This window comes from Methylobacterium sp. Leaf85 (genome assembly GCF_001422125.1).
Lineage (GTDB): Bacteria > Pseudomonadota > Alphaproteobacteria > Rhizobiales > Beijerinckiaceae > Methylobacterium > Methylobacterium bullatum.
The window spans coordinates 211,824-231,588 of the sequence record NZ_LMME01000023.1 but is presented as its reverse complement, the minus strand read 5'-3'; the positions used below and the strand labels follow the sequence as shown (position 1 = coordinate 231,588).

At 66.4% G+C, this 19,765-nt stretch carries 20 protein-coding genes; 7 read left to right on the top strand and 13 right to left on the bottom strand.

All coding sequences use genetic code 11. From position 1 onward, the window contains the following. Nucleotides 1-166 precede the first annotated feature (166 nt). Nucleotides 167-1,105 (top strand): metallophosphoesterase, encoded by a 939-nt coding sequence (locus ASF08_RS13300; protein ID WP_056146014.1) that lies wholly within the window; start codon nt 167-169, stop codon nt 1,103-1,105. A 214-nt stretch (nt 1,106-1,319) separates the two neighbouring features. Here ASF08_RS13300 and sfsA read toward each other — a convergent pair whose 3' ends face one another. Beyond that, nucleotides 1,320-2,048, bottom strand: a complete 729-nt coding sequence (gene sfsA / locus ASF08_RS13295) for a DNA/RNA nuclease SfsA (protein WP_056146011.1) — start codon at nt 2,046-2,048, stop codon at nt 1,320-1,322. A gap of 135 nt (nt 2,049-2,183) precedes the next feature. On the opposite strand from sfsA, the gene ASF08_RS13290 reads away from it, so the two are divergent. Together ASF08_RS13290 and ASF08_RS13285 are read left to right on the top strand one after the other, a co-directional pair. Next, a complete protein-coding gene (locus tag ASF08_RS13290) occupies nt 2,184-2,942 on the top strand; it encodes a competence/damage-inducible protein A (protein ID WP_056146008.1) in 759 nt (252 codons plus the stop codon). Nucleotides 2,943-3,160: 218 nt separating this feature from the next. Beyond that, on the top strand, nt 3,161-3,619 hold the full coding sequence (locus tag ASF08_RS13285) for a hypothetical protein (protein ID WP_162238959.1): 459 nt from the start codon (nt 3,161-3,163) through the stop codon (nt 3,617-3,619). Between the two features lie 25 nt (nt 3,620-3,644). On the opposite strand, the gene ASF08_RS13280 is transcribed toward ASF08_RS13285, so the two are convergent. The 10 genes from ASF08_RS13280 to ASF08_RS13235 all read right to left on the bottom strand — a co-directional run bounded on the left by ASF08_RS13280 (nt 3,645) and on the right by ASF08_RS13235 (nt 14,905). Next, nucleotides 3,645-3,824: a hypothetical protein gene (locus ASF08_RS13280; RefSeq protein WP_018042405.1), complete on the bottom strand. Its 180-nt coding sequence runs from the start codon at nt 3,822-3,824 to the stop codon at nt 3,645-3,647. 111 nt (nt 3,825-3,935) lie between these two features. Beyond that, nucleotides 3,936-4,370, bottom strand: a complete 435-nt coding sequence (locus ASF08_RS13275; protein WP_056146002.1) for a GlcG/HbpS family heme-binding protein — start codon at nt 4,368-4,370, stop codon at nt 3,936-3,938. A gap of 192 nt (nt 4,371-4,562) precedes the next feature. Next, complete coding sequence (locus ASF08_RS13270) at nt 4,563-5,537, bottom strand: HpcH/HpaI aldolase/citrate lyase family protein (protein ID WP_018042403.1); 975 nt, start codon at nt 5,535-5,537, stop codon at nt 4,563-4,565. A gap of 131 nt (nt 5,538-5,668) precedes the next feature. After that, nucleotides 5,669-8,428: a phosphoenolpyruvate carboxylase gene (locus ASF08_RS13265; RefSeq protein WP_018042402.1), complete on the bottom strand. Its 2,760-nt coding sequence runs from the start codon at nt 8,426-8,428 to the stop codon at nt 5,669-5,671. A 210-nt stretch (nt 8,429-8,638) separates the two neighbouring features. Next, the gene (gene sucD / locus ASF08_RS13260; RefSeq protein ID WP_018042400.1) at nt 8,639-9,532 is read right to left on the bottom strand and encodes a succinate--CoA ligase subunit alpha; all 894 of its coding nucleotides are present in this window, start codon (nt 9,530-9,532) and stop codon (nt 8,639-8,641) included. A 19-nt stretch (nt 9,533-9,551) separates the two neighbouring features. After that, the gene (locus ASF08_RS13255) at nt 9,552-10,730 is read right to left on the bottom strand and encodes a malate--CoA ligase subunit beta (protein WP_018042399.1); all 1,179 of its coding nucleotides are present in this window, start codon (nt 10,728-10,730) and stop codon (nt 9,552-9,554) included. Between the two features lie 180 nt (nt 10,731-10,910). Next, the gene (gene fchA, locus ASF08_RS13250) at nt 10,911-11,552 is read right to left on the bottom strand and encodes a methenyltetrahydrofolate cyclohydrolase (protein ID WP_056146000.1); all 642 of its coding nucleotides are present in this window, start codon (nt 11,550-11,552) and stop codon (nt 10,911-10,913) included. A gap of 3 nt (nt 11,553-11,555) precedes the next feature. After that, nucleotides 11,556-12,419, bottom strand: coding sequence for an NADP-dependent methylenetetrahydromethanopterin/methylenetetrahydrofolate dehydrogenase (locus tag ASF08_RS13245; RefSeq protein ID WP_056145995.1), 864 nt, complete (start codon nt 12,417-12,419; stop codon nt 11,556-11,558). A 230-nt stretch (nt 12,420-12,649) separates the two neighbouring features. Continuing rightward, on the bottom strand, nt 12,650-13,588 hold the full coding sequence (locus ASF08_RS13240) for a D-2-hydroxyacid dehydrogenase (RefSeq protein ID WP_018042396.1): 939 nt from the start codon (nt 13,586-13,588) through the stop codon (nt 12,650-12,652). Between the two features lie 108 nt (nt 13,589-13,696). Continuing rightward, nucleotides 13,697-14,905 (bottom strand): aminotransferase class V-fold PLP-dependent enzyme, encoded by a 1,209-nt coding sequence (locus ASF08_RS13235; RefSeq protein WP_056146556.1) that lies wholly within the window; start codon nt 14,903-14,905, stop codon nt 13,697-13,699. A 260-nt stretch (nt 14,906-15,165) separates the two neighbouring features. Between ASF08_RS13235 and ASF08_RS24850 the strand changes: the two genes are divergently transcribed. The 4 genes from ASF08_RS24850 to ASF08_RS13220 all read left to right on the top strand — a co-directional run bounded on the left by ASF08_RS24850 (nt 15,166) and on the right by ASF08_RS13220 (nt 18,197). After that, on the top strand, nt 15,166-15,438 hold the full coding sequence (locus tag ASF08_RS24850; protein WP_156629583.1) for a hypothetical protein: 273 nt from the start codon (nt 15,166-15,168) through the stop codon (nt 15,436-15,438). Nucleotides 15,439-15,538: 100 nt separating this feature from the next. Beyond that, a complete protein-coding gene (locus ASF08_RS13230) occupies nt 15,539-16,366 on the top strand; it encodes a UDP-2,3-diacylglucosamine diphosphatase (RefSeq protein WP_056146553.1) in 828 nt (275 codons plus the stop codon). Further along, nucleotides 16,363-17,433 (top strand): glycosyltransferase family 4 protein, encoded by a 1,071-nt coding sequence (locus tag ASF08_RS13225; RefSeq protein WP_056145993.1) that lies wholly within the window; start codon nt 16,363-16,365, stop codon nt 17,431-17,433. The genes ASF08_RS13230 and ASF08_RS13225 overlap by 4 nt, the downstream gene beginning before the upstream one ends. Nucleotides 17,434-17,546: 113 nt before the next feature. Beyond that, a complete protein-coding gene (locus ASF08_RS13220) occupies nt 17,547-18,197 on the top strand; it encodes a ribonuclease HII (RefSeq protein ID WP_056145990.1) in 651 nt (216 codons plus the stop codon). Here the strand turns inward: ASF08_RS13220 and ASF08_RS13215 are convergent. Continuing rightward, entirely contained in the window at nt 18,160-19,293 is a 1,134-nt protein-coding gene (locus ASF08_RS13215; RefSeq protein WP_056146551.1) for a PA0069 family radical SAM protein, read from the bottom strand. The genes ASF08_RS13220 and ASF08_RS13215 overlap by 38 nt on opposite strands. Further along, nucleotides 19,290-19,625, bottom strand: coding sequence for a VOC family protein (locus tag ASF08_RS13210; RefSeq protein WP_056145987.1), 336 nt, complete (start codon nt 19,623-19,625; stop codon nt 19,290-19,292). Before ASF08_RS13210 ends, ASF08_RS13215 begins: the two co-directional genes overlap by 4 nt. Nucleotides 19,626-19,765: the final 140 nt, after the last annotated feature.

Genomic DNA, 19,765 nt, shown 5'->3' with positions numbered 1-19,765 from the left:
TTTCCTCCCGACCGAACGCCTCATGGCCAAATCGTGCGACCAAGCCTTTACGGGCTTGGTCACCGAGACTCGATCATCGGAAGCTCGATCACTGGAACTTGGCTGCGCCGGATTCGTGACCCCAGGGCGATGAAGCCGCATCGGCTCTGCGGTCGAGGACGATGACATGCTGATCCTGCCGACGAGACGGCAGTTCCTGACCGGGATCGGTGCGAGTACGAGCCTCGTGGCCGCCACGGGCGCTTATGGCTTCGTGATCGAGCCGCGCCATCGGCTCGTGGTGACGCGCTACGCTCCCTCCCTCCCAGGCTGGACAGAGGGGTTGACGCTACGAATCGCCGTCCTCGCGGATTTCCACGTGGGCGAGCCGACCATGCCGCTCGACCGGATCGCAGAAATCGTCGATGCGACGAACCGGCTCGAACCCGATCTCATCCTGCTTCTGGGAGACTATCCGTCCGGCCCCAGCGTGACCACGCGTAAGGTGCCGCTCGTCGAGTTTGCACGGGTGATCGGGGGGCTGCGAGCCCCGCTCGGTGTCCATGCCGTCCTCGGCAACCATGATTGGTGGGATGACGAAGTCGCGCAGGCGAGACGGCGCGGGCCTGTGGAGTCGCAACGCGCGCTGGAGGCACGCGGCATTCCAGTGATGGAGAATACGGTTCTCAGGCTGGAGAAGGACGGTCGCCCGTTCTGGATTGCCGGGCTCGGAGATCAGGAACCGTTCCTGCCGCGGGGCGATCGGCGCGGCCGCGACGATCTGCCCGGCACCCTGGCGCAGGTGACCGACGAGGCTCCGATCCTCCTTATGGCGCACGAGCCCTACATCTTTCCTACCGTTCCGGGGCGTGTCTCGCTGACCCTGTCCGGGCATACGCATGGTGGCCAGGTTCGGATCTTCGGCCTGTCGCCGCTGAGCCCATTCGCGCGCGGCAAAGATCTGACCTACGGCCATGTCGTCCACGGCGGACGGCATATGATCGTCTCCGGCGGCTTCGGCGTCAGCCGTGTCCCGATCCGGATCGGGGTGCCGCCGGAAATCGTCCTTCTCGAACTCGGGAGCGTGGCGCCGCCGACGTCGGTCGAGGCAGCGCCGCCCGCCTGACGGAGCGCTACTTCTTCGCGCCGATGCTCACGGTGCCCTTGGTCGAGGGGGCCGCGGCGATCGTCTTCACGACCGGCTTCTTCGGCTTCTTCGCTTCGCGGCCACCGCGTGGTTTCTCACTCGCCATGATCGTCTCCTTGGATCGTCGGAACACGAGCATGCCACGGATTCGGCGGCAGGCGACATGAAATCGCGCATCGGCATTGATGGCGGCTCACAGACCCCCGCGACCGGGTGGCATTACCGGGATCGCGTCGGCGATGGAGATCCCGGTCGGATCGATGCGGCAGCGATGGGCATGGATCTCGACCCCGCCCGCAGCCGCCCTGGCGAAGGCCCGGTCGAAGGCCGGGTCGAGGTCCCGCGCCACGTCGAACCGCTCGGCCTGCATCTGCACCACGATGATCAGCATCGCCCGGCCGCCCTGAGCGACAACCTCCGTCAGCTCGTCCATGTGCCGCGCGCTGCGGGCGGCGACGCAATCGGGAAACTCGGCGAGGCCCGGCTCGCGCAGGAGGTGACAATTCTTCACCTCCACGTGGCAGGGCGGCAGCCCTTCGCCCGTGGCCAGGAAATCGACTCGGCTGGCACGACCGTAGCGCACCTCCGGACGTAGCGAACCGTATCCCGCCAACGGCGGGAGACGCCCCTCGGCGAAGGCCTCGGCGACGAGGGCATTGGGCCGCATGGTGTTGATGCCCACCCATTGCGGACCGCCGGGGAGGTCCGCCTCCACCAGTTCCCATGAAAAGCCGAGCTTGCGCGCAGGGTTGGTGGAGGCGGAGAGCAGGACGCGCGATCCGGGCACGACGAGGCCGAGCATGGCGCCCGGATTGGCGCAATGCGCGGTGACGAGGCTGCCATCCGCCAGCTCGATATCGGCGAGGAACCGCTTGTAGCGCCGGACGAGCCGGCCCTCGATCAGCGGCGCTGCGAACTTCATTTGGTGAAACTCCACATCCGAGCGGGTGCCCCGCCCCTATCAGCAGCCTGCCGGCCGGACCAGGGAGCCGCCATGGTCAGGTGGGCATCGTCGCGCTACGTCGTCGTTATCGCCACGCGACCGCCACGGATTCCGATGACAGACCCCGCTCCTTCCCCCATCACCGCCGCGATCCTCGTCATCGGCGACGAGATTCTGTCCGGTCGGACCAAGGACAAGAATATCGGCACCATCGCCGATTACTGCACGGCCATCGGCATCGACCTGCGCCAGGTCCGCATCGTCCCCGACGAGGCCTCGGAGATCGTCGATGCGGTGAACGCATTGCGGACCCGCTACACCTATCTCTTCACCACCGGGGGCATCGGTCCCACCCATGACGACATCACTGCCGATTGCGTGGCGGCCGCCTTCGGCGTGACCATCAATGTCGATCCACGAGCCAAGGCCATGCTGCTCGAGCGGCACAAGCCGGAAGACCTCAACGAGGCCCGGCTCCGCATGGCGCGTATTCCGGCCGGTGCCGATCTCATCGCCAACCCGATTTCGAAGGCGCCTGGCTTTCGCATCGGCAACGTCTTCGTCATGGCCGGTGTGCCGGCGATCATGCAGGCCATGCTGGATGAGATCGGCCCCACCCTCGCGACGGGAGCGCGCGTCCTGTCGGAGACGATCGAGGCCGGAAACCTGCCCGAAGGCAACTATGCATCGGGCCTCGGTGAGATCGCGAAGGCGCACCCCGGCGTCTCCATCGGGTCCTATCCTTCGATGACGCAACAGGGTTTCGCCAATCGGATCGTGGTGCGCGGCAAGGATTCGGATGCGGTGGCCCGAGCCCGGGTCGAGATCGCCGACCTCGTGGCGCAATTGAAGGCCGCCGACGGCAAGGCATGACCGTATCGAGGTTGGGACCACCGGCAGCGAGACCGCGCGCACGGAGATGAATGATGCCCGAGCGGTCTCGCACGCTCCGGTTCAGCGGCTCGATGGCAGGATGATCCCGTGCCGCAACCCCATGGCGGGAGCGGTCCTCTCTCCGGAGACGTTCCGTGCCCGTGAAACCGCTATCATTCCTCGCTAGGCTTCGTATAACGCCGGTCCTGTCTGGATTCGTGGTCGTCGGCCTCTGCAGCGTACCCGCTGTCGCCGCCGATTTCCCCGATCCTTATGGACCGCCCCGTGATTTCCCCGCCGAGCGGCGGCTCCCGCCTCCTGTGGAGGAGTTCGGCCCCGAGCGCGGGGCGGCGCGGCTCATCGAGCCGTGCCGGGTCGTGGTCCGGCGCCGGATCACGCCCGATGGGGAAGAGATCGTGAAGCGGGTGACGATCTGTGAGGAGCGTTCGGACCGCTTCCGGCCCGAGCCGGATCGCGGATACGGCGAGGCGAGGCCCTTGCTCCGACCCCCGCTGCCGCCCCGCGACATTCCATTCGTGGATGAAACTCGCCCCGGGCGGGGAGCCGATCACGGGGAAGATCGCCTGGAGGAGCGCCCGGCGGACGGGCTCGCCGGCGACGAGCGCCTGTCCGACGAGCCGCCGTTGGAAGAGCGCGGACGCGGCCCGCGCTACTGAGGCGGTCGCGTCGGGCTTTGAGGTATCAGGCCCGTACGACGGGCCGGGCCTTCACGGCTGCGGCCAGCGCCTTCAGCTGGCGGTTCAGATCCGCCAGTTCGTTGAGGGCGATGGTCCGGTGGCCGTCCTTGACCGCACGCTCGATGTCGGCGACCTGCGCTGTGGCCATGCGCTTCAGTTCGGCGGCGAGTTGGTCCCGGGTCATCGGCGCTCCTGTCACGGCTCGGGGTGGTGGGACCGTGATAGGGCCCGCATGCTTAACCGACGGTGTTCATCGGGTGCGGCGCACCCAATGAACCGTGCCCGTCATGCGGTCTTACGTCCGCCAGGGATGCGCGGGCAGCTCGGTGGCGCCGACCGTGCTGGCACCGGCGAGAGCGACGGCGTGGTCGTTCTCCACGCTGGAGCCGCTGACGCCGATGGCGCCGGACATCTCGCCGTCCTGGTCGACGATCGGGATGCCGCCGGGGAAGGTGATCAGGCCCTCGTTGGAATGCTCGATGCCGAAGAGCGGGCCGCCCGGCTGCGACAGCTGGCCGATCTGCCCCGTCATCATGCCGAAGAACACGGAGGTCTTGGCCTTCTTCTGGGCGATGTCGATGGAACCGACCCAGGCCCCGTCCATGCGGTAGAACGCTTTGAGGTTACCGCCGGAATCGACGACGGCGATACACATCTGGGTGTCGAGCTCCACCGCCTTGGCGCGGGCGGCCTCGATGGCCTTGTGGGCGTCTTCGATGGTCACATGCATGATGGTTTCTCCCTTGTCGGTCGACGAGATCGGAGCCGTTTGGCCGTCTTCGCGTAGCGGAAGCGAGTGGCCCCGGCGCCTGTTCTCACGGCGACACACCGTGAACGATAGGACATTTCGGGCCTAAAGCGAGGACGGCCGCCCCTTTCGGAAGCGGCCGTCCTGCTCAGCGATGTCTACGAAGCGAGCGGATCAGCTGGCCGACATCGCGTTGGCCTTCTCGATCAGCGCCTCGGCCATACGGATCGAGGCGATGTCGATGAGGCGGCCGTCCAGCGAGACGGCGCCCTTGCCGGCCTTGGCGGCCTCTTCCATGGCTTCGAGGATGCGGCGGGCCTTGGTGACTTCGGCTTCCGACGGGGTGAACACCTCGTTGGCGAGGTCGATCTGCGAGGGGTGGATCGCCCACTTTCCTTCGAAGCCGAGGGCGGCGCAGCGGCGGGCGGCGGAGGTGTAGCCGTCCGGATCGGAGAAGTCGCCGAACGGGCCGTCGATCGGACGCAGGCCGTAGGCGCGGCACGCGATCAGCATGCGGTTCTGGGCGAACAGCCACGGGTCCTGCCAATGGGTCTCGCGGTTGCCGGCCTCGTCCTTGTCGGTGAGCACCGAGAAGTCCTTGTTCACGCCGCCGATGACGGTGGAACGGGCGCGGGTAGAGGCGGCGTAGTCGGCCACACCGAAGGACATGGCTTCCAGGCGCTTCGACGAGGTGGCGATCGCCTCCACGTTGGCCATACCCAGAGCGGTCTCGATCAGCACCTCGAAGCCGATCTTCTTCTCGCGCTTCTTGGCCTGCTCGATCTGGGTGGTCAGCACGTCGATGGCGTAGACGTCGGCCGGCACGCCGACCTTGGGGATCAGGATCATGTCGAGGCGCGGACAGGCTTCGACGATGTCGACCACGTCGCGGTACATGTAGTGGGTGTCGAGACCGTTGATGCGGATCATCATGGTCTTGGTGCCCCAATCCAGGTCGTTGAGCGCCTGGATGATGTTCTTGCGGGCCTGCTCCTTATCGTCGGGGGCGACCGCATCTTCGAGGTCGAGGAAGATCACGTCGGCCTTCGAGGAGGCGGACTTCTCCATGAAGGTCGGGTTGGAGCCGGGAACGGCGAGTTCCGAGCGATGGAGGCGCGGGGTCGCCTGCTGGATCAGGGTAAAGCTCATCGGGGAATCCTTCCTTGTTTGGTTTCGTTGCGGGTGGTGAGGCCGCAAAACGCGGTCCACCATACCGGTCGTGGGGCGCTCGCGCGCCAGCCCCAGGGCCGTGTCCGACCCTCGGTATCCTTACAAATGCCTCAGCCCGTCGCGCCGAAGCCGACGGCGATGCAGTTGATCGACAGCAGCAACGCGGATTTCACCGCCTCGCGCTTGTCCTCGTCTTCCTCGCCCCGAAAACGGCGAAGCAACTCCACCTGTTCTCGGCTGACCTGATTGATCGTCGGCAGCCGGCCATTGAGGCGGTCCCGGAACTGCGGGTAGCGCTCGGCCAGTTCGCGGTCGCCGCTGACACGCAGGGCCATCTCGCGGGTCAGCTCGTACTCGGCCTCGATCAGCGGGAAGATGCTGTTGCGGGCGGCCTCGTCGGGCACGAGACCGGCGTAATCTTTCGCAATAGCGAGGTCGACCATCAGAAGTGTCTTCTCGACCTCGTCGAGGATGAGGCGGAACGGCTTCGATTCGGCAAAGAGCCGCTTCAGCTGTGCTTCGCCCTGCGCTCCGCGCACGTCGAGGAAACTCTTCAGGCCGGAGCCGACGCCGTACCAGCCGGTGATGACGTGGCGGTTCTGCGACCAGGCGAAGACCCAGGGAATCGCGCGCAGATCCGCCAGCGAGCGGGCGCCGAAGCGCCGCGCCGGACGGGAGCCGATGTTGAGGAGCGCGATCTCGTCGAGCGGGCTCGCGGCCTGGAAATAGGTCACGAGATCGGGGTGCTGGATCAGGTTGACGTAGGCAGCGCGCGAGGCGCCCGACAGCGCTTCCAGCGTGTCGTCGAACTCATTGCGCGGGATGTTGATCGCCTCGCGCTCCGATTTCAACGCGTGGTCGAACACTGACGAGGCCAGGAGCTCCATCTGATAGGCAGCGGTGCCGCGGTTGGCGTATTTGAAGGAGACGACTTCTCCCTGTTCGGTGGTGCGGAATCGGCCGTTGATCGATCCCGGCGGCTGGGCGGCGATGGCCCGGGCGGTGGGCGCCCCGCCACGGCTCACCGAACCGCCGCGACCGTGGAAGAAGGCGATCGGCACGCCCGACGACTTGCCGAGCTGGGTCAGCTTGTCCTGCGCCTTGTAGAGCTCCCAGTTCGAGGCGACGAAGCCGCCATCCTTGTTCGAATCCGAGTAGCCGATCATCACCTCCTGCATCCCGCCCTGCCAGCGGGTGGAGCGGCGCACGACGGGGATCGAGAACAGCTCCTTCATGATGGCGGGCGCAGCGCGCAGGTCGTCGATGGTCTCGAACAGCGGCACGATCGGCAGGCAGCAGATCTCGGTGCCGGCGGCATCGAGGAAGTTGCCGGCTTCTTTGGCGAGGAGATAGGCGCCGAGGATGTCGGGGACCGAGCGGGTCATCGACAGGATGAACGAGCCGAAAGCCTCGCGGTCGAGCTGCTCGCGCATCTCACCGACGAGGGCAAACGTCTCGAGCGTTTCGCGGGCATCGTCGGGCAGGCTCTCGAACGAACGCTCCCCATGCATCGGCTTCGCCAGCTCGGACAGCAGCCAGTTCTTCCACTCGGGCGATTCGAGGGCGGGCGGCGTCTTGTTCTGGCCGTGGCTCTGGTGCCACAGGGCATGGAGCGTCTTCGTGGTGCGCGTGGTGTTCTCGCGCAGGTCGAGGCGCACGGTGGAGAAGCGGAAGATCTCGACCATGCGGCGCACCGGCCGGACGAGGTCGATGGCCAGCGACGGGCAATTCGCTTCGGTGAGGCCGGCTTCGAGGTGGCGCAGATCGTTGATGAGCCCGTCGGCACTCGGATAGTCGGGGCCGCTGGTGCGCTGCCCCTTGTTGCGCGCGATGGTGGCTTCGAGCTTGCGCAGGATGCAGGTGAGGAACTGGCGATAGGCCTCGCCCGGATTGCGGCTGGCGATGGCGCGCCCGTCGCCGCTCTCCGCGAGAAGCTGCGCGAGTTCGGACTTGAACGTCGCCGGCACAGGCAGCGAGCGCTCGGTGAGGGAGAGCGTGCGGCCAAGCGCCGTGACCCCGTCGCGGTAGCGCCGCAGGGAGGCCAGCGCGTTGCGCTGGAGCGTGGCACGGGTCACCGACGAGGTGACGTAGGGATTGCCGTCTCGGTCCCCGCCGATCCAGGAGCCGAACTGGAAGAAGGCCGGCACCTCGAACTTCTCGTCCGGGTAGTATTCGGCGAGGGATTCCTCGAGGGAGTAGAGCACCTCGGGGAGCATTTCGAACAGGGTCTCGTCGAAGAAGTGCAGGCCCCAGGCGACCTCCCGCTCTACGGTGGCCTTCTCGAGATGGAGTTCGCCGGTCATCCAGACGAGCTCGATCTGGTCGCGCAACTCGTTCATCAGGCCGTTGCGCTCGCGCTCGGTCCAGCGCGGCAACTCAAGCTCGCGCAGGACGAGGTAGATGCGTCGGAACTTCTCCAGCACCGTCACGCGCTTGCCCTCGGTGGGATGCGCCGTGATCGTCGGGCGGATGCGCAGATCCTTCAGCAGGGCGTGGATCTCGGGCGCTTTGATGCCGTTCTTCACCGCTTCCGCCAGGACCGCGCTGAAGCTGCCGCCGAGCTCCGCCCGTCCCTTCGTGCGCTCCAGGTGCCGGCGCCGACGCATGGCGGCGTTCTGCTCGGCGATGGAGAGCAACTGGAACCAGATGCCCTGCACCTGAAGGGCGCGGGCGAGGAGCTCGGGCGAGAATTCCGAGATGTTGGCTTGGCCCAGGAGCACGGCCTCCAGTTCCGGCTCGTGCCGGCGGGCGACTTCGAGCAGGGCGTGGAACAGGATGTCGAGCGCCTCCTTCGACGACGTACCGGTGATGACCGGCGGCGCGAAGGGATGGTCGAGGGTCCCGACCGGGGCGTGGAGGGTATCGGTCATCGGATGGCCACCTCGAACAGAGTTGAGCCGATGGCCGCCGGGGACGCGCGGGCAACGGTGATGAAGCGGCCGCCCCGCAGCATGGAACGCAGCGTCGGGGCGATCAAGGGGTGGTTTCTGTGGTTGGGTCCGTCGGCGGCCGGGCGGCGCTGCCCCTCTCCCGGTCGCGCCGCGACCACCCTCCCCCGCTGAGGGGGAGGGTTTGCGCGTTCAGGCGGCGAGTTTGCGCATCACCTGCTCGACCGTCGAGCCGAAATCGCCGGGGCTGGGGGCCACGGTCAGGCCATAGGAGCGCATGATCTCGGCCTTCTCGGCGGCACTGTCGCCGGTGGCGGAGATGATGGCGCCGGCATGGCCCATGCGGCGGCCCTTCGGAGCGGTGAGACCGGCGACGAAGCCGATGACGGGCTTCGACATGTTCTCCTTGATCCAGGCCGAGGCCTCGGCCTCCTGCGGACCACCGATCTCGCCAATCATCAGCACGGCCTTGGTGTCGGGGTCCTGCTCGAACAGGGCGAGATGGTCGAGGAAGGACGACCCGTTAATCGGGTCGCCGCCGATACCCACCGACGTGGTGATGCCGATGCCCTTTTCCTTCATCTGCGCCGCCGCCTCATAGCCGAGGGTGCCCGAGCGCGAGATCACGCCGACATTGCCCTTGAGGTAGATGTGGCCGGGCATGATGCCGAGCATCGACTTGCCGGGCGAGATGATGCCGGCGCAGTTCGGGCCCACCACCATGGTGCGCTTGTCCTTGGGGTAGCGGCGCAGATACCGCTTCACCCGCATCATGTCCTGAGCCGGGATGCCGTCGGTGATCGAGCAGATCAGCGCGAGCCCGGCATCGGCCCCTTCCATGATCGCGTCGGCCGCGAAGGGCGGGGCGACGAAGGTGATCGAGGTGGTGGCTCCGGTGGCCTCGACGGCCTCCTTGACGGTGTTGAACACCGGCACGCCGAGATGGGTCTTGCCGCCCTTGCCCGGGGTGACGCCGCCGACGATGTTCGAGCCGTACTCGATCATCTCCTTGGCGTGGAACGTACCCTTATCGCCGGTGATGCCCTGGACGATGATCGGGGTCTTCTCGTCGATCAGAATGCTCATGACGTATCCTCCCCTCGTCTCAGTGGTTGCGCTTGGCGGCGTCGCAGGCGGCGACGGCCTTGGTGGCGGCATCCGACAGGCTGTCGGCGGTGATGAGATCGAGGCCGCTCTCGGCCAGGATCTTTTTGCCCGCCTCGACATTCGTTCCGGCGAGCCGGACGATGAGCGGCACGTCGATCTTCACTTCCTTCGCCGCCTGGATCACGCCCTGGGCGACCCAGTCGCAGCGGTTGATGCCGGCGAAGATGTTGACGAGGATCGCCTTGACGTTGCGGTCCGAGAGGACGAGCCGGAAGGCCGTCGCCACACGGTCGGGGCTGGCGCCGCCGCCGACATCGAGGAAGTTCGCCGGCTCGCCGCCCGCGTGCTTGATCATGTCCATGGTGGCCATGGCGAGGCCGGCGCCGTTGACGATGCAGCCGATCTCACCGTCGAGGCCGATATAGCTGAGATTGTGCTCGGCGGCCTGGGCCTCGCGCGGGTCGCCCTGCGAGGGATCGTGCATGTCGGCGATGTTGCGCCGACGGAACATGGCATTGTCGTCGAAGGACATCTTGGCGTCGAGCGCCAGGACGCGGTCGTCCTTGGTGACGACGAGAGGGTTGATCTCCAGCATGGTGCCGTCGCAATCGCGGAACGCCCGGTAGGCGTTCATGATCGTCTTCACGGCCGCCGAGACCTGCTTGATGTTCAGGCCGAGCTGGAACGCGATCTCGCGGGCCTGGAACTGCTGCAGGCCGACGGCCGGCTCGACCACGACCTGGATCAGGGCCTCGGGCTCGTTGGCAGCGATCTCTTCGATGTCCATGCCGCCGCGCTGCGAGGCGATGACGCGGACGCGCTCGGCCTTACGGTCGAGGACGTAGCCGAGATAGAGTTCGCGCTCGAACGGGTCGGCGGTCTCGATATAGACGCGCTGGACAGGCTTGCCCTCGGGGCCGGTCTGCAGGGTGACGAGACGCTTGCCGAGGAGGTCCTTGGCGGCATCGCGGACCTCGTTGTAGGTCCGGCACAGCTTGATACCGCCTGCTTTGCCACGGGCGCCGGCATGGATCTGGGCCTTCACCGCCCAGAACGAGCCACCGAGCTCGGTGGCGGCGTAGACTGCCTGGTCGGGGCTGAAGGCCACCGCGCCTTTGGGAACCGCGACGCCGAATCCGGCGAGCAACTCCTTGGCTTGATACTCATGCACGTCCATGTGCGTTCTCCTCGGCGTTTTTCCCTGGGACAGACACTCTCGTAAATTTCACTTCACGGAAAGAGCTTCTGTTGTAATATTTTTTTACATTCTCTTTCACTCCGCCTTTAACGGCGGACGGAATGTATTTTTTAGACGAAAAGGCCGGCTGAGTTTGCTCTCGCCGGCCTGTCGTTGGTCTTAGTTCACCTTGGCCTTCACGACCTCGTAGATATTCTCGTTCAATGGTCCTGCTGGCCCAAGCAACTCTTCGAGTTGCTTCAGGCGCTCATCGGCAAATCCCCGATCGTCCAGGCCCTTGGCGTTGACATAGACGTTGAGCGCTGCGCTGCGCAGACCCGCATGAGCGGAGAGAACCGCGACCCCCGCATCGGAGATGACGTTGAGGTTGCCCTTGTCGGCCACGGCCTCGGCGAGGTCGATGACCTCGCGGCAGGCGCGGCAGCAGGCGAGCGGCACGTCGGTGGCGACCTTGAGGGCCTCCTGGATTCTAGCGGCACGGGCCGCCTTCTCCTCGTCGGTGCCCTTCGGCAGGCCGTAGGCTCCCATCACCGCGTCGAAGGCCTCGACATCGTCGGCGATCATGCCGGTGAGTTCGGCCCGGAGCGCTTCGGACTTGCCAAGGATCTCCTTCAGCTCACCCTCGACCTCGACGTACTTCTTCTTCCCGATGGTGAGGTTGCACACCATGCTGAGGAGCGCGGCGCCCATGGCACCGGAGATGGCGGCGGCTCCGCCGCCTCCGGGGGTCGGGGCCGAGCTCGCAAGCCCGTCGAGGAAGCTCTGGATGGTTTCGTTGGCGGGCGACGTCTTCTCGCTCATGGGTCAGGCCATCGTCTTGGCGAGGGCGTAGATCTCCTCGGCGTCGAACACCTTCTCGGCGCTGTCGAAGAGCTGGCCGACGCAGGCGCGGTGCAGCTTCAGCTTCAGGCCGCCGATGCCGAGGGCGCCGAACACCTTCTTGCCGTGGCGCTCCTTACCCTTGTCCATGGCGTCGATGCCGCCGAAGCCGAGGGGCGGCTGGGCGTTGTAGTCGGCGATGAACTCGATGCTGGCCTCGTCTTTCCAGTCGGCTTCGGCAAGAAGCTCGAGGCCGATGGCGCCGGCCGAGAAAACAAGGTTCTGGCCCTTGACGATGGCGGCGCGCGAGGCGGCGTCCGGCGTCGCGGCGGCGCTGATCTGAACGTTGAAGCGCTTGTTGATGGAATCGGCGGCGGCCTGGGCCTTGTCCAGCGAACGACCGCAGAGGACGACGGTGGCGCCTTCCTGCGCAAGGAGCGCTGCCGAGCGCATGCCCACCGGACCGGTGCCGGCGAGCACGACGGCCTTCTTGCCCTGGAGCGATCCGGCGGCCTTCTGAACCAGCGCGACGCCGGCGGCTGCGGTGGTGTTCGAGCCGTTCGAATCGAGCATGATCGACACGCGGAAGGGGCCGAAGAAACGCTTCTTCACGGCCTCGAACACCGCTTCGCCGGCCGCCATGCTGCCGCCGCCGACGAAGATCGCCGTGGACTTCTTCTCGGAACCGCCGCGGGTGTAAATCGTGCCGTCCACCAGCGCGCCGACATTGTCGGGCGTCACGTTGCCGTAGCCGGTGATGCGATCGGCCCCGCCGTCATATCCGACGACCACATCGAACACGCTCGGAACGGTATCGGTATCGAATTGGAACAGCAGCTTCTTCGTCATGTCGTTTCCTCTGCCCGCGTCGCTGCGCGGTTATCGTGTGATTGGCGAGACTGCGATGAGCCGCGCGATGGTGTGCTCCAACATTCCGCAGTGTCGGCGGCCCGTCATCCGAACACCCCGTCGGCACAGCCTCGATCAGCGCCCGGCGATTTGGATTTCGGGCTCCGCTCCACGGCCCCCGAGGGACGTCTGCGTCTCCGAGCCGGGTCTCCACGTATGGAGCCCGATCCTCACACCACGTTCTGCGGCTTGCCCGCAACATAGGCCTCGACGTTGTCCACGAGCTGGTCGGCCAGGATCTGCATGGCCTCCTTGCTCGCCCAGGCCACGTGCGGCGTGACGATGAGGTTGGGCAGGTCGAGCTCGCACAGGATGTTGCCGTTCTTGGGCGGCTCGGTCATCACAACGTCGAATCCGGCGCCGCCGATCGTGCCGGCCTTCAGGGCCTCGGCGAGAGCCTCCTCGTCGACGAGGCCGCCACGCGCCGTGTTGATCAGGATGGCGTGCTTCTTCATCTTGGCCAGCTGCTCGGCGCCGATCATGTTCCGGGTCTCCGGCGTCAGCGGCGCATGCAGGGTGATGACGTCGGATTCGGTCAGGATCGTCTCGAAATCCACGAGGCCTTCCTGCGGGAACACGTCGTAGGCGATGACCTTCATGCCGAGCGCTTCCGCCCGCTTGGCGATGGACTTGCCGAGCGCGCCATAGCCGACAATGCCAAGCGTCGAGCCGGCGATGTCGTGGATCGGATAATCGAAATAGCAGAACTGGGTGGACTTCGCCCAATCGCCCCGGCGCACGGAGTTCGCGTAGGGCACGATGGCGCGCCGCAGGGCGAACATCAGGCCGATCACGTGCTCGGGCACGGTGTTGAAGGCGTAGTTGCGGATATTGACGACCGTGATGCCGAGTTCTTTAGCGACGGCCTTGTCGACGACATCGGTGCCGGTGGCGGCGACGGCGATGAGCTTGAGGTCGGGGAGCTGCTTCAACGTCTCGGCGCGCATGGGCACCTTGTTGATCAGCGCGATCTCGGCCCCCTTCAGGCGCTCGACGATCTCCTCCGGCGTCCAAGTGGAGTCGTACTCGGTATATTCGTGCGGGAAATTGAACTCACGCACCTTGGCGTCGAGGGATTCACGATCGAGGAAGACGATTTTGTGCGCCATTGGAACCCTCAAGCGACGTTCCGCGCCGAGCGCGACGTTACGCGATACACGCTTCTATAGACGATGCCCCGGGGCCGGCGAGATGCCGGCCCCGGGAAACAGCTTCGATCAGGACTTGGCGAGGGGGTTCTCACGCAGGTAGCTGGAGGCGGCGGCGACGCCGGAGCCCGGCTGCACCTTCACGCCGTTGTCGAGCATGGCCATTTCCGCGCCGGCGATGGCGCCGAGGAGCGAGAGCTCGTTCAAGTCACCCACGTGGCCGATGCGGAACACCTTGCCGGCCACCTGGCTCAGACCCGCGCCGAGGGCGAGGTTGTAGCGCACGAAGGCGTGCTTGATGATCGCGGCGGCGTCGACACCCTCGGGGACGAGGATGGCGGTCACCGTGTCCGAGTTCCACTTGGCTTCCTTGGCGCAGGTCTTGAGACCCCAGGCCGCCACGGCCTGGCGGGTCGCCTCAGCGAGTACGGCATGGCGGTGGTAGACGTTCTCGAGACCCTCTTCCCGCAGGCAGGCGAGTGCCTCGCGCAGGCCGTAGAGAAGCGGCAGGGCGGGGGTGTAGGGGAAGTAGCCGGCGCCGTTCTGCTTCTGATGGTCGGCCCAGTCGAAGTAGACATGCGCGAGACGGTCGTTCGGGCCCGACGAGGACTCGGCGGCCTTGAGCGCCTTCTGGCTGACGCAGATCACGCCGAGGCCGGCGGGGAGCATCAGGCCCTTCTGCGAGCCGGCGATGGCGCAATCGACCTTCCACTCGTCGGCGTAGAACGGCAGCGAGCCGATCGAGGACACGCCATCGACGAAGAGAAGCGCCGGGTGGCTGGCCGCGTCGATCGCCTTGCGCACGGCACCGATGTCGCTCGTGACGCCGGTGGCGGTCTCGTTATGGACCGTCATGACGGCCTTGATTTCGTGGTTCGTGTCGGCGCGCAGCGCCTCCTCGATCCGCTGCGGGTTCGCACCCGTGCCCCACTCTTCTTCCTGAACGATCACGTTCAGGCCGAGGCGCTGGGCCATGTCGATCCACAGGTGGCTGAACTGGCCGAAGCGCGAGGTCAGCACCGTGTCGCCGCGATGCAACGTGTTGGTCAGCGCCGATTCCCAGATGCCGGTACCCGAGGCCGGGAACAGGAAGATCGTGCCCTCGGTCGAGCCGAACACGGCCTTGGTCTCTTCGAACAGGGGCTTGGTCAGCGTCGGGAAATCCACCGAACGGTGATCCTCGGAGGGAACGATCATCGCCCGCTGGACGCGGTCGGGGATGTTCGTCGGGCCCGGAACGAACAGATGGTTCCGACCCGGCCGTCTCGTTGCCGCCATGTTGTGTCTCCGGTTCTTCTTCGGTTCGCGCGCACGCATCGTGCGACGCTGGGATCGAATACGGTGGTCCGAGGTCGCGATCCGGCCTGATGGGCAGCCGGGACGGTTCCTAAGCTTTGGGAAAGAAACGGCGGCGCTGCCAGGAGGCCCGGCTGCCGCGCGTCCGTCTGGAGGAGTAGGCAGGGTCCACGATCGCCGACGGAAGGCGCGAGGCCCGCCTCGTGCCATCACCGATGACTGCGAGTTCCGGAGCGCTCGACGTGACTGCCTTCGACTGGATCAAGCCTCTCTCCGTTGGCCGGGGCGCGCGAATACCGCACACTCCCAAGGCCTTGGACGTCGTTTCTCACCTCGTCGGCAACCTTGATTTCGCCTCGCATGGGCTCCGGACACGCGCTTTCCAGCGCGATCCGGTGGGTCACCTTGATCGGGACTATGCCGGGGTTCGCCCCCGAAGGAAAACGCAAAAAACTTCCCGGCCACTCAAAAAATTTGTCGCGCAGCGCAACATCCGCGCGATGCGGTTGAAGTAGTCGCGTTGGGAGGCGAGCCACGGGGCGAGACGGCGCGCGTCATCAAACTGATACGGGAATCCGGTTTGGCTCAATGCACCGAAGCCGTTCGGAGTGGGTCGTGGGCGAAGATACAGAGAAGACGATCCGCGTGAGGACGCTCTTCCTGTCCGATATGCATCTGGGCACGAAGGGCTGTCAGGCAGGATTGCTGCTGGAATTCCTGCGGGATTACGACGCCGACGAGATCTACCTCGTCGGCGACATCGTGGACGGCTGGCAGCTCAAATCGGGCTGGTTCTGGCCGCAGAGCCACAACGACGTGGTGCAGAAACTGCTGCGCAAAGTGCGCAAGGGCTCGACGCTGATCTACATCCCCGGCAACCACGACGAGTTCCTGCGCGATTATCTCGGCATGACCTTCGGCGGGATCGAGGTGGTGGACGACCGGATCCACGTCGCCGCGGACGGCAAGCGCTACCTCGTCATCCATGGCGACCAGTTCGACATGGTCGTGCGGCATGCCAAATGGATCGCCTTCCTGGGCGACGGGGCCTACACGTTCGCGCTCTTCATCAACACGCATCTGAACACGATCCGGCGTCGCCTCGGCCTCGCCTATTGGTCGCTCTCGGCCTGGGCGAAGCTGAAGGTGAAGAACGCCGTCAACTTCATCGGAAAGTTCGAGGAGCTGCTCAGCGCGGAGGCCAAGCGCGTGGGCGCAGACGGCGTCATCTGCGGACACATCCACCATGCCGCGCACCGGCAGATCGCCGGGCTGACCTATCTGAACACCGGGGATTGGGTGGAATCCTGCACCGCCATCGTCGAGCATTACGACGGCACCATGGAGGTGCTGCATTACCCGAGCGTGTTGCGGGCGCGGGCCGCCGCGGAAGAAGCGGAGCGCAGCGCGGTCGCCGTCGGTCCTGCGCGGGCGGTCGCGTGAGGCTGCTGATCGCCACGGATGCGTGGCACCCGCAGGTCAACGGGGTCGTCCGCTCTCTCGAGAACATGGCGGCGGCGGGCCAGGAGCTCGGCTTCGAGACCGTGTTCCTGACCCATCAGGACTTCGCCTCGGTGCCGCTTCCGGGATACCCGGAGATTCGGCTGTCCTATGCCACCAAGGGCAAGGTCGCGCGCCTATGGTCGGATCTCGCCCCGACCCATGTCCATGTGGCCACCGAGGGGACCGTCGGCTACGCGACCCGGCGCTATTGTCTCGCCCATGGCCGCCCTTTCACCACGAGCTATCACACGCGCTTTCCCGAGTACCTCGCCGCCCGCGCCCCCGTCCCCGAAAGCTGGAGCTACGCCTGGCTGCGGCGCTTCCATGGCGCCGCGAGCGGGACGATGGTCTCGACCCCTTCCCTGGAGCGTGACCTCGCCTCTCGCGGCTTCGGCAACCTGATGCGCTGGACGCGGGGGGTCGATACGGACCTCTTTCGCCCCGCCGGGCCGGATGACGTCCCGCCCGATGCCCTGGTCGGATTGTCCGGACCGTTCTTTCTCTTCGTCGGCCGGCTGGCGGTGGAGAAGAACGTCTCGGCCTTCCTCGATCTGGACTTGCCGGGCACCAAAATCGTGGTCGGAGACGGCCCTGACCGGGCACGCCTCGCCGGCCTGTATCCAAAGGCCCGCTTCCTCGGCACCCTGACCGGCGCGGCGCTCGCCCGCATCTACGCGGCAGCGGACGTCTTCGTGTTCCCGAGCCTCACCGACACGTTCGGCATCGTCCTGCTCGAAGCCCTCGCCTGCGGCGTTCCCGTGGCCGCCTATCCGGTCACAGGCCCCCTCGACGTCATCGGCGGAACCGGTGCCGGAATCCTCGGACCCGACCTGCGCGAGGCGGCGCTCGCCGCCCTGTCGATCCCCCGCGAGCGCTGCCGCTCAGAGGCCCTGCGCTACACTTGGGGCGAGAGCGCGCGCCAGTTCTTCACCAACATTTCGCTGGCTCACGGCACCGGCCTTCCCACGCCGAAGCGCCGGGCGTTCAGGACGGCACCGGCAGTGTAGCGTGGGACGGTGGGGATGACCTTCCGGCCTCTTCGCTTGGGGGCACACGCCCACACATTTCTGGCGCCAAGCAAGGTGACCCGTCTTTGGCCGAAGTGTAATCCATCGGGCCGATGACCAGACCGTTCGCCGACCCCGTCGCCAGCACCCTCCCCGCTCTCATCGGCTGCGACGAGGTCGGGCGCGGTGCGCTGTGCGGCCCCGTGGTCGTGGCGGCGGTCTGGTTCGATCCCGCCGTGTTCCCGGCCTCCGTGCTGGCCTGCCTCGACGACAGCAAGAAGCTCGACCGGGCGACGCGCGAGCGCCTGACGCCACTCATTCGCGAACATGCCGAGGTGGCGGTGGCGGCCGGGTCACGGCAGCTCGTGGACCGGATCAACGTCCGCGCGGCGACCCTCGACGCCATGCGGCGAGCGGTGGAGAAGCTCGGTCTCGAAGCGCCCGTGGCCGTGGATGGGCGCGATGCCATCCCCGGCCTGTCCCTGCCGTGCCGGGCGGTGATCGGCGGCGATCGGCTGGTGCCCCAGATCGCGGCGGCCTCCATCGTCGCCAAGACCTTGCGGGACGATCTCATGCGGGTTCTGGCCGGCCGTCATCCGGCCTATGCCTGGGATCGCAATGTCGGCTATGGCACCGCGGCTCATCTCGCCGGTTTGGCGAGCCTCGGCCGCTCCGCGCATCACCGGGTGAGCTTCACCAAGCGTTTCGCGTCCTCGCCCTCTGTTGTCACAACAGGCGCAGCTGTGCCCCGGACGCCGCTGTAGGATCGAAGAGATCCGTGCGCAGGGAGATGCGCGCATCGGCGTAGCCGAGGCGTTGCTTTGCCAGCCGCATGCGTTGGCCGATGAGATCGGCATAGGCCCCGCTGCCGGTCATCCGCCGGCCGAAAGTCGCATCGTAGGCCTTGCCGCCACGGGCCTCGCGCACGAGCGACATCACGTGCCGCCGGCGCCCCGGATAATGCTCGGCGAACCAGTCGTTCACGAGGTCGTCGAGTTCGAGCGGCAGCCGCAGCAGGACATGGCGCGCCTCGACGGCACCGCATTCCCGCGCCCGCTCCAGTACCGCTTCGATCTCGTGGTCGTTCAGCGATGGAATGACCGGAGCCATCATCACCATGACCGGGATGCCCGCGCGGCTGAGCTGACGGATCGCTTCGAGGCGCCGGTCGGGATGGGGAGCGCGCGGCTCCATCCGGCGGGCCAGGACAGGGTCGAGGGTCGTCACCGACATCGCAACCTTGACGAGGCCTAGCTCCGCCATTGGCGCCAGGATGTCGATGTCCCGGGCGACGAGGTTCGATTTCGTGACGATCCCCACGGGATGGCGGAAGCGCGCCAAGACGCCGAGCACGGCGCGGGTGATACCATGGTCTCGCTCGATCGGCTGATACGGGTCCGTGGCCGTCCCGAGGGCGATCGTCTGCGGCAGGTAGCCCTTCGCGGAAAGCTCACGCTCCAGCAACTCGGCCGCATTGGCTTTGTGGAACAGCTTCGTCTCGAAATCGAGGCCGGGGGACAAGCCGACATAGGCGTGGTTGGGCCGGGCGAAACAGTAGACGCATCCGTGCTCGCAGCCGCGATAGGGATTGATCGAGCGATCGAACGGAAGGTCCGGTGACGTGTTCCGCGTCAGGATGGTGCGTGCGTGCTCGGGCCGGTCTTCGGTACGCAGGCGCTGGGCGGCATCATCCGAAACCCAACCGTCGTCGAAGGCCTCCCGCCGTGCCGGTTCATAGCGACCGCAGGGATTGGCCGTGGCCCCACGCCCCTTTCTCGCATCCGCCGACAGGGTGCTCCCCCCAAGCCGCCGGTCGGGCGCGCCGAACGCCTCGTCACCCTCGTCCCCGGCGGCCTTCACCGCTCGGACCACACAGCCAGTTCCGTTCCCGCCGGGTCCTTGAAATGGAAGCGGCGACCGCCGGGAAAAGCGAAGATCGGCGCCACGATCGTGCCCCCCGCCGCCTCGACCCGTGCCTGCATCGCTTCGAGATCTTGCGCATAGAGTACGGGCAAGGGCACCGCCTTCGCCGCGTCGGCATCGAACCCGCCATCGAGACCCTCATCGAAGGCGGCATAGCGCGGGCCGTAATCGACGAAGCTCCAGCCGAAAGCGTTCCCGTAGAAGGCTTTCACCCGGTCGATGTCGCCGCCCGGCAACTCGAGGTAATCGATCTTGCCATCCTGCCGCATGCCTTGCTCCCCATTCGTTTCGACGAAGGGACGCCTGGCGCGTCGCGCGATGCCCCTCCGTTCGGGCCGCGAACATATCAGGAACACGAACGGCATCCCTGCCCTTTTTTAGAGCAATCGACGGGTTATGCCTGCGAGGC

What these genes read in the sequence shown, in the direction of transcription:
- ASF08_RS13300 (WP_056146014.1), top strand. Translation starts at nt 167, where the DNA reads ATGCTGATCCTGCCGACGAGACGGCAGTTCCTGACCGGGATCGGTGCG.
- sfsA (WP_056146011.1), bottom strand. Translation starts at nt 2,048, where the DNA reads ATGAAGTTCGCAGCGCCGCTGATCGAGGGCCGGCTCGTCCGGCGCTAC.
- ASF08_RS13290 (WP_056146008.1), top strand. Translation starts at nt 2,184, where the DNA reads ATGACAGACCCCGCTCCTTCCCCCATCACCGCCGCGATCCTCGTCATC.
- ASF08_RS13280 (WP_018042405.1), bottom strand. Translation starts at nt 3,824, where the DNA reads ATGACCCGGGACCAACTCGCCGCCGAACTGAAGCGCATGGCCACAGCG.
- ASF08_RS13275 (WP_056146002.1), bottom strand. Translation starts at nt 4,370, where the DNA reads ATGCATGTGACCATCGAAGACGCCCACAAGGCCATCGAGGCCGCCCGC.
- ASF08_RS13270 (WP_018042403.1), bottom strand. Translation starts at nt 5,537, where the DNA reads ATGAGCTTTACCCTGATCCAGCAGGCGACCCCGCGCCTCCATCGCTCG.
- ASF08_RS13265 (WP_018042402.1), bottom strand. Translation starts at nt 8,428, where the DNA reads ATGACCGATACCCTCCACGCCCCGGTCGGGACCCTCGACCATCCCTTC.
- sucD (WP_018042400.1), bottom strand. Translation starts at nt 9,532, where the DNA reads ATGAGCATTCTGATCGACGAGAAGACCCCGATCATCGTCCAGGGCATC.
- ASF08_RS13255 (WP_018042399.1), bottom strand. Translation starts at nt 10,730, where the DNA reads ATGGACGTGCATGAGTATCAAGCCAAGGAGTTGCTCGCCGGATTCGGC.
- fchA (WP_056146000.1), bottom strand. Translation starts at nt 11,552, where the DNA reads ATGAGCGAGAAGACGTCGCCCGCCAACGAAACCATCCAGAGCTTCCTC.
- ASF08_RS13245 (WP_056145995.1), bottom strand. Translation starts at nt 12,419, where the DNA reads ATGACGAAGAAGCTGCTGTTCCAATTCGATACCGATACCGTTCCGAGC.
- ASF08_RS13240 (WP_018042396.1), bottom strand. Translation starts at nt 13,588, where the DNA reads ATGGCGCACAAAATCGTCTTCCTCGATCGTGAATCCCTCGACGCCAAG.
- ASF08_RS13235 (WP_056146556.1), bottom strand. Translation starts at nt 14,905, where the DNA reads ATGGCGGCAACGAGACGGCCGGGTCGGAACCATCTGTTCGTTCCGGGC.
- ASF08_RS13220 (WP_056145990.1), top strand. Translation starts at nt 17,547, where the DNA reads ATGACCAGACCGTTCGCCGACCCCGTCGCCAGCACCCTCCCCGCTCTC.
- ASF08_RS13210 (WP_056145987.1), bottom strand. Translation starts at nt 19,625, where the DNA reads ATGCGGCAGGATGGCAAGATCGATTACCTCGAGTTGCCGGGCGGCGAC.